This window comes from Cyclobacterium salsum (genome assembly GCF_010119245.1).
Lineage (GTDB): Bacteria > Bacteroidota > Bacteroidia > Cytophagales > Cyclobacteriaceae > Cyclobacterium > Cyclobacterium salsum.
Genome location: NZ_WNKG01000011.1, coordinates 20,402 through 34,355, shown reverse-complemented (window position 1 = coordinate 34,355; position 13,954 = coordinate 20,402). Strand labels below are relative to the sequence as shown.

The window sequence follows — 13,954 nt, the reverse complement described above, 5'->3', positions numbered from 1 at the left end:
CTCTGTCATTAACGGCTATTCTTTGAGGTTGTTTGAAAATACCTACCGCTTATTTAGAAGGATTGAAAATAACTATGGATAATGAGCATTGGAAAGTTAACCGGTTTGATAAATCTAAAAAATAACTCATCTTTAATCTTTAGAATCGTAGCGTCATGGCCGAAAAGTCAATAATTGAAAAAGCAAAGAAAATTTTTGAAAACTACCTCATCCGACAAGGGAGCCGTAAAACCCCCGAACGCTTCTCCGTAATCGATGAGCTTTATGCCCTTCCTCAGGATGAACACATCGATGTGGAGGGCTTATTTTTGAAAATGAGAAACAGTGGGTATTCCATCAGCAGAGCTACCATTTACAATACCCTGGACCTATTGGTTGAATGTGGGCTGGCTGTGAAGCATCAGTTTAAGGATAAGGTAGCCCTGTACGAACAGGCGCTTACCTACAAGCACCATGACCATTACGTCTGCAATCAATGCAGAAAGATCAAGGAATTTTCGGATCAACGGATCAATTTGATTAAGGAGGCCATGGGAAAGGAATTTTCCTCCCACATTACCAGCCATTCGCTGGTGCTTTATGGGGATTGTCAGATCCCAGAATGTGAAAACCTACATTTCGTGGTGTAAGAAATCCTTTTATCGGTGTCCTAAACGGGTTTATGTTGTCCAAAATACTTTTTGTATATCGGTTTGCGCAGGGCAAACTGAGCATATAATACCGGGAATAGCACGACTTCCAATAATATATTAGGAGCCCGATAGCTAATTTCATCAATAATTAAGGACTGCGTTGCCCCTTTGCTTACTATCCGGTGTTTATGCCTCCAAAAACGGAGGAAAAAGGGTAGTTTTATTCCTTCGTCTACGAAGTAAAACTCGTTTTCAACCGTCTGATCATCGGTAATCTCACTGGTCCATACCTGTTTGAACAGAAGAAAATTTAATTCCAAACTGACGATGTCTCCGGTAGATGAGCCATCAAATCGAAGTAATTTTACTGGAGGAAAGGGCGGGTTCAAGGATTGAAACAAATCTTCCGTGAACCCTTCCTTTACCTTTAGATAGGGTTGATTCACCCGGGTACTAAGGTTGATTTTCATTTAGGAAACTATCGCTTCTGATTTACTTTTTTATTGCATGTCTTTCAGGTACTGAAACAATTCACTATCAGAAGAGATCACCAGATTGGTGTTTTCATCCAGCGAATTTTCCAGTGCTTCCATGGAACGCAGAAATTTATACAGGTCGATAGATTGCCTGTTTTTATTGTATGCAGAAGCATATATTTCCGTAGCTTCAGCGTCTGCCCGGCCACGTATTTCTTCAGCCTGTCTGACCGCTTCCGACTGGATTTGAGCCAGGTCCCGTTCTTTATCCCCTTGGATTTTTCGGGCTTCCCCCTGGCCTTCCGATCGGAATTGATCCGCAATCCGGTTTCGCTCACTTACCATTCGATCGTAAACCCGGTCACGCACCTCATCTACATAGTTCATGCGCTTAAACTTGAAATCCAGAACCCGTACGCCCAGATCAGAAGTCCTTTCGTTGGCCTTTTGGAGAATAATCTCTTCGATGGCTTCCCTTCCTACATCAATGTCCTCCAAAACCTCCAATTCTTCCATGAAATCCTCCGTCACTTCCGGATCCCGATTGGTGGAACGAACGATGTCCAACAGGTCATGGCTGGCGATAGCATTCCTTGTTTCGCCATCCAGAATGTCATCTAGCCTGGATTGAGCGGAACGTTCGTCTCTCAGACGGATAAAAAACTGCAAGGGGTCTGTAATCTGCCAGCGGGCATAGGTGTCTACAAAGATGAATTTCTTGTCTTTGGTAGGCACCTGGTTTCTGTCTCCATCCCATTCCAGATAGCGCTTGTCAAAAAACTGCACCTTTTGAATAAAGGGAATAACGACGTTAACCCCCGGACTGGTACGCGGCTCTCCCACGGGCTTACCAAACTGCGTGACAATAGCCTGCTGCGTTTCATCGAGTATAAACACACTCTGAGCAACGAAGATCAATGCTACTACCACCAATACTATGTATATTATTTTACTTTTTTTCATTTCTTGACGTTTTTATTGTACCGATTAGGCTCAGGGAGTAGGATTTTGAATGGCCTTGTTTAAATTCAACAATGGCAAAACGTTGCTTCCCGCTTCATCCGTAATGATTGTATTTCCGATTTTGGGAAGTACTTTTTCGAGGGTTTCCAAATACAAACGCTGTCTGGTTACTTCGGGTGCCTTGATATAAGCGGCGTACACCGAATTAAACCTCTCGGCTTCTCCTCTTGCACCGTTGACCCTGTTTAGGGCATAGGCTTCTGCTAATTGGATGGTCTCTTCGGCTATTCCGCGGGCTCTGGGAATAACACGATTGTAATCGGCATCCGCCTGATTGATAAGTGTTTCTCTTTCCTGCTGCGCTTCATTAACTGCATTGAAACTAGGTTTTACTGGTTCGGGAGGGTTGACATCCTGCAGCACCACCTGATCGATCCGGATGCCATTTTCATACTCATCGCACAGCTCTTGCAGCAATACTTCGACGCTGGTAGCGATTTCCTGCCTGCCCACGGTCAACACTTCATTGACCGTGCGGTCACCCACGATTTTTCTCATGGCGGCCTCCGACATGTCGTTGAGCGTTTTTTCTGCATTGCGGACTTTAAAAAGGTAGTTATAGGAGTTAACGATACGATACTGCACCACCCACTCTACATCGGTAAGATTTAAGTCCCCGGTGAGCATCATGCTCTCATCCCCATACCCGGATTTCACGTAATCCGATTGGGTACCTGCACTGCTGGTACGAAATCCGAACTCTTGCTTCAATTGCCGCTGTACCGGTATTTTATACATGGTTTCCGCGAAAGGAATAATAAAATTCAGTCCGGGCAAAACGGTGCGGTTGTATTCCCCCAATTGAATCACCACCCCTTCTTCTTCCGGTCCCACGGTTTTAACGGCTGAAAACAGCACAATTAAAGCCGCCACTACCAAGACGATCTTGGATAAATATTTCTTGATCCAATCCGGGTTGACGTTGATTTCAAATTGTTTGTCTGACATAGTAATTAATTTTTTTGCAATTTACGATTAATTGACGGAAGTAACCCCAGAGAGGGAACTCATTTAAGAGTAGCTAGGCTGGACTTTAACCTAAAACATCCACAGAAATAGCAAAAACAGGATTAACCAGACTGCATCCATGAATTTCCAGTAAACCGAAAACAAATCTAGCTTCATTTTCTCATAAGGATTCGTGAGAAGGATCAGGGATTTGACGGGATCTTTCTCCTTTTTACTGATTTGGACCAAAAGCACCAAGGCGTAAATCAGGGCACCAGCGAGATGAAAAAGGTGAATACCACTCAGCAGGTAAAGGAAACTACCGGAAGGAAGCCCCCGGAAGTCTATGCCCATATCTGATAGTTCTGTCCATCCTAAAAACTGAGATGCTGAGAAGAATAAACCAAGGAGAAATGTATAAAAGAGGTATTTCTTTGCCATTTCTGGTTGATCCGAAAGGAAACCCGGTATTATCTTGGCAGAGGTGTAGGTACTAACCAGGATAATCAAGGTGCTGAAAATAAAGGATTTTGGAATGATAAACTGATCATAGACACCCGCTCCCGGCTGTGAAAGAACAAAAGCCGTGGTAAGAAAAAAGAACAGCAACCCACTGCTAAACATGCCCAGATACAGAATCGTCCTGTATGGATGCATGTTCTCAATTTTTTGAAACCAGGTAGCTTTTTTTTCTTTTTGCATACAATATAGACTGGTAACAAAACTACTCTACCCTTTGTTGTTTCGAACCAGTTAAATTTCTTTCGTAATAGGAATCCAGAAAATAGCTGCGATCGGATTCTGGAGGGAAGGCTCTTACTTTGCGGGGAAATTAATAAATTGCGCCAATTAATTTACGACCATTAAATAAAATATCGTTGGATAGACAATCATTTTTGTCACTTTACGAAGAAGATCCCTTCGTCAGAAACCTGGCTTTAACCTTGACGGAAGGCCAATCTAATAGAATGCAGGTTAGGGGTTTATCCGGAAGTATGGATATGATTCTGCTTCAGGCAATGGTCAAACTTTCAGGAGGATTTCATGTCGTACTTGCACATGATAGAGAAGAAGCAGCTTATTTGGCCGGAGACTGGCAGGCACTGACAGGGTCGCGCCCCTATCTCTTTCCCGCCAGCTATAAAAAACCCTATCACCACGAAGACATTGAAAACGCCAATGTCCTTTTGCGCGCTGAAATACTTAATCAGCTGTCCCAGTCGCCTGAGACAGGCCGGGTACTGATTACTTCCCCGGAGGCCATATACGAAAAGGTAATCAATAAAAAGAGCCTGAAAGAAAGCACCTTCACTGTTCGGACTGGTGAAATGGTGGATTTGGCTTTCGTCGAAGAGTTGTTCAGTACCTATGGCTTTGAAAAGGCAGACTTTGTGTACGAGGCTGGCCAATTTGCGGTAAGAGGAGGAATCATAGACATTTTTTCCTACGCCAATGACATGCCCTACCGGCTGGAATTGTTTGGCAAGGAAATAGACAGCATCCGGGTATTTGATCCCGAGACGCAGTTGTCCACCGTGCCCATTGATCAAATCAGTATCATTCCAAACATTCAGACCAGTTTGCAGGAAGAATCCCGACAGCCGCTAACAGATTTTTTTCCAGAAGACACCTGTTTTTGGATGAAGGATTATGCGCATTGCCTGGGCGTATTGGAGCGCTTATACGAAAAGGGGCTGGATTATTATCAGAATGGCGGAGATGCGGGAAAGAGCTTGCTGATGCATCCCGAAAAGCTTTTCTTGTCAAAGGAGGCATTTGAAGAAGCCATCGCTCCGTTCAGGCAAATTGCGTTCGGTCATGTGTTTGCCTGGAAAGATGTTCCCGAATTTCAGTATCAGGGACAGCCGCAGCCTTCTTTTAATAAACATTTTGATCTGCTGGTTCAAAACCTGAACGAAAATGCGGCCAAAGGAATCTGTAACATCATCTGCTCGGAAAGTGAAAAGCAGATAGGCCGTCTTTTGAATATTTTTTCGGAAGTAGATCCAAGTCTTGAGATCCAAACGCTGCCCATTAGTCTTAGGGAGGGGTTCATCGATACTTCACTGAAGCTTGCCTGTTACACAGACCACCAGATTTTTGAACGGTTTCATCGCTACAAAACCACCGGAAGGAGCAGTAAGTCCAAAGCACTCACGCTGAAAGAGATCAAAAGCTTACATCCCGGGGATTTTATTGTACATGTAGATCATGGCATCGGCCGCTTTGCCGGATTGGAAAAGGTCGATGTAAACGGAAAGCGCCAGGAAGCCATCCGTCTGGTTTTTCGTGACGATGATCTGCTGTATGTCAACATTCACTCCCTGCACAAGATATCCAAATACAGCAGTCAGGAAGGGACCCTCCCTACCATGTCCAAGCTGGGTTCTCAGGAATGGGAAAACAAGAAAAAGAAGGTAAAGAAAAAGGTCAAGGACATTGCCAAAGACCTGATCCGCCTTTATTCCAAACGCAAATCAGCTCCCGGTCACCGTTTTTCTCAGGATAGTGTGTTGCAGGTGGAGTTGGAAAGTTCCTTTATCTATGAGGACACGCCGGATCAGGCCACGGCCACCACGGATGTCAAAGAAGACATGGAAAAGCCGTATCCCATGGACCGGCTTGTCTGCGGGGATGTAGGTTTTGGGAAAACAGAAGTTGCCGTCCGGGCGGTATTCAAGGCTGTAAATGACCGCAAACAGGTGGCGGTGCTGGTCCCCACCACTATTTTGGCCATGCAGCATTACCAGACCTTTAAGGAGCGACTGGCCGACTTCCCGGTAGCTGTGGAGTACATCAACCGATTTCGGACGGCCAGGGAAACTAAGGAAATAATTCAAAAGGTAAGCAGTGGTGAAATCGATGTGCTGATTGGAACACATCGCATCGTAAACAAAGACATCAAGTTTAAAGATCTGGGGCTTTTGGTTATTGATGAAGAGCAGAAATTTGGTGTGAAGGTAAAGGAACAACTTAAAGAACTGCGGGTGAACGTGGATGTGCTTACCCTAACCGCTACGCCCATTCCGAGAACCTTGCATTTTTCCCTGATGGGAGCTCGGGATTTGTCAGTAATTGCCACCCCGCCCCCAAACCGGCAACCGGTTACCACCGAAATTTATACGTTTAGAGAGGATGTCATTCGGGATGCAGTAGCCAACGAACTGAGTCGGGGTGGGCAGGTGTTTTTTGTTCACAATCGGGTAGGTGAGATTGATTCCATTGCCAACCTGATTCTAAGATTGGTACCGGATGCCAAGGTAATAGGAGCCCATGGGCAGATGGACGGAAAGAAGCTGGAAAAGGTCATGGTTGATTTTATTGAAGGCGCTTACGATGTGTTGGTTTCTACCAATATTATCGAATCCGGGCTCGATATACCCAATGCCAACACCATCATCATAAACCGGGCGCATATGTTTGGCATGAGTGATTTGCACCAAATGAGGGGCAGGGTAGGGCGAAGCAATAAAAAGGCCTACTGCTACCTTCTTACCCCCCCGACTTCCACCCTGAGTGCGGAATCCAGGAAACGCCTGCAGGCATTGGAAGAGTTTTCAGATTTAGGTGATGGGTTCAAAGTAGCCATGAGAGATCTCGATATCCGCGGAGCGGGCAATTTGTTGGGGGCCGAACAAAGCGGTTTTATTTCCGACCTGGGTTTTGAAATGTATCATAAAATTTTGGACGAAGCGGTGCACGAGTTGAAGCAAACCGAATTTGCTTCCCTTTTTGAATCAGACCTGAAGGAAAAAACGGCGGTTTTGGTTCAGGATTGCGTTATTGAAACGGACCTGGAACTACTGATCCCTGATAACTATGTCAGTAATATTTCTGAAAGACTGGGATTGTATTCCAAATTGGACAGTATTAAGGAAGAGGAAGAACTCGCCTCCTTTAAGGAGGAAATCAGAGATCGCTTCGGGCCGATTCCTGACCGGGTTCAGGCGTTGTTTGAAACGGTAGAATTGCGCTGGATGGCCGAGCGGCTGGGTTTTGAGAAACTAGCCTTGAAAAACGAACAAATGAAATGCTACTTCGTTTCATCAAAAAAGGACAGCTACTACAGTTCGTCCGTATTTCAACGTATAATGACCTTCATTCAGTCCAAAGGGAGGTATTGTAAAATAAAAGAGACCAAAGATCGTTTACTATTGGTAATAAAGGGAGTTGATTCGATCGGGAAAGCAAAAAAATGGCTGGAAGACATGTTGACGACCTGATCCAAATGCCTCCGGTACCCGTTTGGAAAAGAGGGGTTTAGTATGAAATAAGCAAAAATAGGTAAAAATTTTTCATGCCAGCATTTATAGCAATGGTATGATCGTTTTTGTAGTATTTCACAGGATCGGCCGTTTCCGATCTTTTGAACAAGGCTAGTGTCGAAAAAGAATATTGGTATAATATATTATTGCTCCTATATTAGCGTTTCAATAGGGCAAAACAAAAAAATTGTCACATGAATTTGGGTAACAAAAATTTTCATTTTAGTTTTTTTGCCGGGCTGGCAATGCTGGGTTTTTTATTCACTTCCTGTGGTAATCAATCCGGTCGCAGAACTGCGAGTGATCCGGGAGGAGTAAGTGCCTCCACAGGTGCTCAGTATAGTTTTGACGAAGAAGATTCCACTTCTTTTCAGGTGTTTCGATTACCCACAGAAGTGGTTGGTCCCCGACTGGTCTTTATACAGGGGGGAAGGGCTGTTTTAGGTTCGCAGGAACAGGATATCATGGGTTTTCGGGATAATGTGGAACGAACGGTTACCATCGCTTCCTTTTACATGGACGAGACGGAAGTTACCAATGTCGATTATAAGGAATTTTTGTTCAACATGGCCAAAAGAGATGGTGTCAGTGCGGACTCAGTTCAAAAGTTGGAACCCAATGAAAAAGTATGGGATGGCACCATGTCGTACAACGATGTGTATGCCACGTATTATTTCCGATATCCCGGATTTAATTTTTATCCGGTAGCTGGGGTGAGTTGGACACAAGCCAATGCATACAGCAAATGGCGAACCATCTACGTAAATGAATTGGAACGAGAAAAAAATGAACTGGATTCAGCGTTGACGAAAGATCAGCTCATTGAACGAGGCTCTGTATTTCCCGACTACCGCCTTCCCAACGAAGCCGAGTGGGAATATGCGGCGAAAGCGATGATTGGTACCCAGTACATGGACGAGAATCAGGAAAATGGGCGGATTTATCCCTGGGACGGTAGAGGGCCAAGAAATCCATATAACATCAAAAGAAAATCCAGGCAAGGAGATTTTCTGGCCAACTTTAAACGGGGACGTGGAGATTATGCCGGTATCGCGGGTAGTGTATCCAACGATGGAGAAATTATTCCTACTAACGTATATGATTTTCCCGCTAATGATTTTGGCTTGTACAATATGGCTGGCAACATGAACGAATGGGTGCAGGATGTGTACCGTCCGCTATCCTTTCAGGATTTTGACGACCTGAATCCCCTTCGAAAAGATGGGGTATACGATGAAGAAGATACCTATAATACCACATTGATTGACGACAACTACCGAGTCTACAAAGGAGGTTCGTGGAGAGATGTAGCCTACTGGCTAGCCCCTGGTACCAGGAGGTTCATGCACCAGGATTCGTCCTCTAATCACATTGGATTCAGATGTGCCATGATCGCTGTTGGCGGTAAAGACCGGTAGAAGGAGTTTAATGGCTTAACATAATTTGTAAAGGGGTGTATAGCCCCTTTTTTTATGGCTTGTTTTTTTTATTTGATAGCTACAAAAAAGCCTTTGAGAATTCTCAAAGGCAATAAATGGTGTTTTGCTGTGTTATCATGAATTAAATAGTATTTTTGTAAGCATAATTTATTTAAACTAAGGCATTTGTATGAAGCGGGCTTTATTTTTAGTTTTCGTGCTGCTGGTAGGTATTCAGGAGATTTTTGGTCAAAGCTGGAGACGAGTAGGTGATTGGGGCAATGACTATTCCGCCATACATTGGGTCAATGAGAACGTGGGGTACATTGCCGGAGAAAATATTTTTTTGAAATCGATTGATGGGGGACTTAGCTGGGTAGAGATCAAATCACCATCCGGGGGGATACTTCTGGACCTCGCCTTTTATGATGAACAATTTGGTCTGGTAATTGACGACGAGGGACGGCTCCACCGGACAACAAATGGGGGAACGAATTGGACAGGTTACCGGCATTCAGAAAATACCTCCTGGAAAAAAATCAGCTTTGTAAACAACGAGGTGCTGATAGTCACCGGGAGTTCGGGAGCTATGATCCGTTCTGATGACCGGGGTGTCTCCTGGGAGGAGGTACTGACTCCTTCCACTGCCGATATTAATGGCTTTATGTTCGTCAATGAGACCTTGGGTTTTGCCGTTACCTCTGATGCTGAGATCTTAAAATCTACCAACTCAGGGCAGGACTGGGAACGTTTTCCTTCCGGATTTCAGGCGGCTTTAAACGGTATTCATTTTACCGATGATACTACCGGGTACGCAGTAGGAAGCCTGGGGACTATCATTAAGACGGTGGACGGAGGGAGAAACTGGCAATACATCAATAGTGGGATCGATAGTGATCTTCACGAGGTGGTATTCAATCCGGCTTTCCCTCAAATTGGCGTGATCAGTGGGGATAACGGTACCATTCTGAGAACCGATAATGGGGGCCTTACCTTTTCAGCATCCAATTCCCGTACACTACAAGGTATTAAAGACCTGGCATTCAGGCCGGAAACCAATAGCGTGATGGGGGTTGGTTCCAGCGGAAATCTAATAGCTTCCAATAATTCGGGGGGCAACTGGGCCATTCGTTTGTCAGGAAGGGCCAATGACTACACCTCCATTGAGTTTACGACAGACCTCAGAGGCTATCTTGCTGGGGATCAAGGGTTGATTTTATTGACAGGAAATGGTGGCAACTCGTTTTTAGATCGGTCCAGGCCCATTTCCCTTCCTTTTAATAGTCTTTACTTCGTTTCCGGAAACGTCGGGTATGTATCTGGAAACAATGGAAACATACTCAGTACCACCAATTCGGGTGGTACCTGGACTACCCTAAATCCTGGCACCAACCGCAATGTCAACGGATTGTATTTTTTTGATATCAACCGAGGCTTCGCTGTGGGAGACAGAGGGCTGATTACCAAAACGGAAAACAGAGGTGTCAATTGGGAACTGGTTCCTTCCGGGTACAACGAAGTAAATTTTAGGGACATCCTGTTTTTCGATGAGGATACAGGTCTGATCATTGGGGACCAGGGGTACCTGCTTCGTTCCGAAAACGGGGGAACGAACTGGGCTCGGGTGAACTTGAATCAGACGACAAAATTACGTGCCCTGGCGATGATGGATGAAAATACCGCCATGCTGGTTGGGGGAGCAGGGACCGTATTCAAAACAGAAGATAAAGGCGATTCCTGGATGCGTTTGGAAACCGGCTTTTCGGTTGATTTCAGTGATGTGGAATTTCTGGATGAATCCGTAGGGTTTATTACGGGAGAAGGGGGTACGATATTGCGGACCTTTGATACGGGTGAAACCTGGGAAAAGCTTTCCACCGGCACTTTTCAGGATTTTACAGGGCTTAGTTTCGGCGATCTGAATGTTGGGTACGCAGCCGGAGAAAACGGGATATTCTATCAATACACCTGTCAGGTACCGCTAGACATCGCAACCATTTTTGGTGAGGAGGATATTTGTCTTAGTCAGCAGATTTATACGATACAAGACCTGGAAGAGGAGGGCACCAGCTACGAATGGAGAGTAGACGGAGGAACAATACTGGAAGGGCAGGGAAGTACCCGGATTGTCGTGCTTTGGGACGAGCCGGGAAGGAATGCGGTCATGGTCAGGGGTCAAAATAACTGCGGAAATGGGAATACTACCGCCCTGGAAGTGGTTGTATCAGAGGAACCCCAGCAAACCGCCGCCATTCAGGGTGAGGGAGTTGTTTGTGTCAATACCCTGGAAGAATATTACGTAGATTCCATTCCCGGTACCCAGTATTTTTGGGAAACGACCGGTGGTGTGGTGCGTTCCGGGCAGGGAACGGCACGCATTACCCTGGAGTGGACCAACTTAAACAACCAGTCCATATCGGTTTCCACTACAAATCCTTGCGGACAGGGTCCCACCACCGAAAAATTAATTCAGGTCATTACCATTCCGGAACAGCCTGCACCTATAAATGGCCCCGGAAGAGTAGGTTTTCAGGAGGCAGACTATGACGTAGCTGCCGTGCAAGATATCAACTACCAGTGGTCGCTGGATGGTGGAGGCGAAATTATCGAAGGGCAGGGAACGGCATCGGTTAGGATCAGATGGAATGACGAAGGGGATCACCAGTTAGAAGTGACACCTATGAATGCTTGTAATCAGGGGCCTAGCCAGGTACTTCCTGTGAATGTGAATTTGATAACATCCCTTCCTGAAACCGGTGCCGATGCGGATATTCGCCTGTTTCCCAGCCCTTCATTCGGAAATGTTCACCTTCAGGTGCAGGGTTTGCCAGCATTAGTCAGGCTGGAAGTATTCAACGCGAGCGGCCAAAAAATCAGAGAAATGCAAACACAAGAGGGTCAATTTGTATATCCCATTACCGACTTGCCCAAAGGGCTGCATGTGGTGGTAATACGTACCCGAACAGCCACTTATAAACGGAAAATTATCGTCTTTTAGTCCTCTATTCCTCCCTCTTTCATTTTTTCTGCGTTTTCTGCAAAGCGAAGGGCACTGATGAATTCTTCGATATTCCCCTCCATTACTTCCGGCAGGTTGTAAACGGTTTTATTTATCCGGTGATCGGTGACCCGGCTTTGGGGGTAATTGTAGGTCCGTATTTTATCGGACCGGTCGCCGCTACCGACCATGGATCTCCTTTGAGCACCTACGGTTTCATTGTGCTTTGCCAGTTCGATTTCGTAAATGCGAGATCGCAGTACTTTCAGTGCTTTTTCAAAATTTTTAATCTGAGATTTTTGATCCTGGCAGGTAACGACCAGCCCGGTCGGTTCATGGGTAAGCCGTACGGCGGAATAGGTCGTATTTACGGACTGACCGCCGGGTCCGGAGGAACAATAAGTGTCTTTTCGCACCTCGTTCATATCTATTTGCACGTCCACCTCTTCCATTTCCGGTAGCACTGCTACGGTAGCGGCGGAAGTGTGAACCCTTCCTTGTGTTTCGGTGGTTGGTACCCGCTGTACCCGATGCACACCGGACTCGTATTTCAGCATGCCATACACGTCCGCTCCCGAGACAGAGCTGATTATTTCCTTGTATCCTCCGGAGGTGCCAAAGGTAAGATCCAAAACCCTCAGGTTCAGGCTTTGCTTTTCGCAAAACTTTTCATACATGCGGAACAGATCCCCAGCAAAAATGGCCGCTTCATCTCCACCGGTGCCACTCCGAATTTCCAAAATGCAATCTTTGGAATCATTCGGGTCTTTTGGAATGAGCATTTTTCTCAACTCCTCCTCCAACTCCTCTTTTCGCTCTTTTAGCGTTTCCCACTCCAATTTCGCCATTTCCCTGAATTCAGGGTCTTTTTCTTTCTCCAAAAGTGCCTTGGTACTGCTGATATTTTCCAGTGTCAATCGGTAGGTTTCATAGACGTTTACTACCTTTTCCAGGTCCTTGTATTCTTTGGAAAGCTTGGTGTACTTTCCCATGTCCGACATGGCATCTGGCTGAATGATCAGCTGGGATACTTCTTCAAATCTTTCTTTTATGGCTTCCAGTTTATCCAGCATGGTACGGTATGGTTTAAAAGGCAAAATTAAACAATATTGTTGACGAATACCCTCCCGGGGGAGCAGAAAGGTGCGGGGCCACGATGCTAAGCGCTGCAAAAGGCTAGCCACAGGCAAGCCAGAGAATCGCTATAATGACCGTATAGGCTATTATCCTGGCACTATTTAACCGATAGGATAGATCATGGAGTGTTTTTTTTAAAAACGAATGGGGTGTTTTGGTTCACACGCCGATTTCGATTACTGGGGAATTTCCTAATTCGATCGCTTCAACCGCTGTACCTCTATTGTCCTTCACAAACAGGAACTTTAATGATTTTAATCATCCATTGAACAATTTTGCCAGCAAGTGTGTATCTTTAACTAACGGACATAGATAGACGGTTTTATGAATAGTATTCAGGCATTTCTTTCGGTTGGCGCGCTTTCTTTTTTTCTGGTTTCCTGTGGGAATAATAAAAAAATCGACCGGGATATCGTAGAACAGGTTAACCAGGCCAATGAGGTGAAAAAAGTAGCCGAATCGGAAATCATCGCACAAGCCATGGAATGGGGGGACGAAATCAGCCAGGATGCACAGGCATCCCTGATCGGTGCCCTTCAAAAGGCAATCGAAGAAAAAGGGGTGCCGGGGGCCCTTGACTTTTGTCAGGTGGAAGCATTGCCCATCACGGAAAAGGTAGCTGAAAAATACCAGGTAGAGATTAGGAGGGTCTCCACGAAAAATCGGAATCCGGAAAATCAACCTAATGAATTGGAAAAAACCTTATTAGATGCCTACCAATACAATGTCGAAAACGATATCAATAGCCGCTCCAATATTCAGAAAGCAGAGGAGGGCGAAGTGCTGTTGTTTACCAAAGCCATTACCATCCCGGGTGGACTTTGCCTGAATTGTCACGGGGAGCCGGGCAAGGACATCAGCGAAGCGACCCTGGAAAAAATTAATTCCCTCTACCCTAACGATAAAGCCACTCATTACAAGGTTGGTGAGCTACGCGGCATGTGGAGCATCTCCATACCCAAGAAAGAAGTGGTCAAAAACATGTGAAATAACCTCTTGGGTTGTTTCCTTCTTTTTAAACTTTCCTTTATATATTCGCATTGAATTCCGGCGTTGG

General features: G+C 45.4%; 10 protein-coding genes. 5 read left to right on the top strand and 5 right to left on the bottom strand.

The genetic code is table 11. The annotated features are described in order from the left end of the window. The first annotated feature begins 155 nt into the window (after nucleotides 1-155). A complete protein-coding gene (locus GJS45_RS18550; protein ID WP_162343372.1) occupies nucleotides 156-629 on the top strand; it encodes a Fur family transcriptional regulator in 474 nt (157 codons plus the stop codon). Between the two features lie 20 nt (nucleotides 630-649). On the opposite strand, the gene GJS45_RS18545 is transcribed toward GJS45_RS18550, so the two are convergent. The 4 genes from GJS45_RS18545 to GJS45_RS18530 all read right to left on the bottom strand — a co-directional run bounded on the left by GJS45_RS18545 (nucleotide 650) and on the right by GJS45_RS18530 (nucleotide 3,781). Continuing rightward, on the bottom strand, nucleotides 650-1,102 hold the full coding sequence (locus tag GJS45_RS18545) for an SRPBCC family protein (RefSeq protein ID WP_162343371.1): 453 nt from the start codon (nucleotides 1,100-1,102) through the stop codon (nucleotides 650-652). A gap of 30 nt (nucleotides 1,103-1,132) precedes the next feature. Next, nucleotides 1,133-2,071 (bottom strand): protease modulator HflC, encoded by a 939-nt coding sequence (gene hflC, locus GJS45_RS18540; protein WP_162343370.1) that lies wholly within the window; start codon nucleotides 2,069-2,071, stop codon nucleotides 1,133-1,135. A 30-nt stretch (nucleotides 2,072-2,101) separates the two neighbouring features. Next, nucleotides 2,102-3,079, bottom strand: a complete 978-nt coding sequence (gene hflK / locus GJS45_RS18535; protein WP_162343369.1) for an FtsH protease activity modulator HflK — start codon at nucleotides 3,077-3,079, stop codon at nucleotides 2,102-2,104. Between the two features lie 90 nt (nucleotides 3,080-3,169). Next, nucleotides 3,170-3,781 carry a cytochrome c oxidase subunit 3 gene (locus tag GJS45_RS18530; RefSeq protein ID WP_162343368.1) on the bottom strand — a complete coding sequence of 204 codons (612 nt, stop codon included), beginning with the start codon at nucleotides 3,779-3,781 and terminating at the stop codon, nucleotides 3,170-3,172. Between the two features lie 176 nt (nucleotides 3,782-3,957). On the opposite strand from GJS45_RS18530, the gene mfd reads away from it, so the two are divergent. From mfd to GJS45_RS18515, 3 genes are all read left to right on the top strand, one after another. Continuing rightward, complete coding sequence (mfd, locus tag GJS45_RS18525) at nucleotides 3,958-7,302, top strand: transcription-repair coupling factor (protein ID WP_162343367.1); 3,345 nt, start codon at nucleotides 3,958-3,960, stop codon at nucleotides 7,300-7,302. A 287-nt stretch (nucleotides 7,303-7,589) separates the two neighbouring features. Continuing rightward, complete coding sequence (gene gldJ / locus GJS45_RS18520) at nucleotides 7,590-8,762, top strand: gliding motility lipoprotein GldJ (RefSeq protein WP_235954874.1); 1,173 nt, start codon at nucleotides 7,590-7,592, stop codon at nucleotides 8,760-8,762. 190 nt (nucleotides 8,763-8,952) lie between these two features. After that, nucleotides 8,953-11,760, top strand: coding sequence for a YCF48-related protein (locus tag GJS45_RS18515; protein ID WP_162343365.1), 2,808 nt, complete (start codon nucleotides 8,953-8,955; stop codon nucleotides 11,758-11,760). Here the strand turns inward: GJS45_RS18515 and prfA are convergent. Next, complete coding sequence (gene prfA / locus GJS45_RS18510) at nucleotides 11,757-12,833, bottom strand: peptide chain release factor 1 (protein ID WP_162343364.1); 1,077 nt, start codon at nucleotides 12,831-12,833, stop codon at nucleotides 11,757-11,759. The two genes, GJS45_RS18515 and prfA, sit on opposite strands and share 4 nt — an antisense overlap. A gap of 388 nt (nucleotides 12,834-13,221) precedes the next feature. Here prfA and GJS45_RS18505 point away from each other — a divergent pair, with 388 nt between their 5' ends. After that, nucleotides 13,222-13,884, top strand: coding sequence for a Tll0287-like domain-containing protein (locus GJS45_RS18505; RefSeq protein WP_162343363.1), 663 nt, complete (start codon nucleotides 13,222-13,224; stop codon nucleotides 13,882-13,884). Nucleotides 13,885-13,954: the final 70 nt, after the last annotated feature.

What these genes read in the sequence shown, in the direction of transcription:
- GJS45_RS18550 (WP_162343372.1), top strand. Translation starts at nt 156, where the DNA reads ATGGCCGAAAAGTCAATAATTGAAAAAGCAAAGAAAATTTTTGAAAAC.
- GJS45_RS18545 (WP_162343371.1), bottom strand. Translation starts at nt 1,102, where the DNA reads ATGAAAATCAACCTTAGTACCCGGGTGAATCAACCCTATCTAAAGGTA.
- hflC (WP_162343370.1), bottom strand. Translation starts at nt 2,071, where the DNA reads ATGAAAAAAAGTAAAATAATATACATAGTATTGGTGGTAGTAGCATTG.
- hflK (WP_162343369.1), bottom strand. Translation starts at nt 3,079, where the DNA reads ATGTCAGACAAACAATTTGAAATCAACGTCAACCCGGATTGGATCAAG.
- GJS45_RS18530 (WP_162343368.1), bottom strand. Translation starts at nt 3,781, where the DNA reads ATGCAAAAAGAAAAAAAAGCTACCTGGTTTCAAAAAATTGAGAACATG.
- gldJ (WP_235954874.1), top strand. Translation starts at nt 7,590, where the DNA reads ATGCTGGGTTTTTTATTCACTTCCTGTGGTAATCAATCCGGTCGCAGA.
- GJS45_RS18515 (WP_162343365.1), top strand. Translation starts at nt 8,953, where the DNA reads ATGAAGCGGGCTTTATTTTTAGTTTTCGTGCTGCTGGTAGGTATTCAG.
- prfA (WP_162343364.1), bottom strand. Translation starts at nt 12,833, where the DNA reads ATGCTGGATAAACTGGAAGCCATAAAAGAAAGATTTGAAGAAGTATCC.
- GJS45_RS18505 (WP_162343363.1), top strand. Translation starts at nt 13,222, where the DNA reads ATGAATAGTATTCAGGCATTTCTTTCGGTTGGCGCGCTTTCTTTTTTT.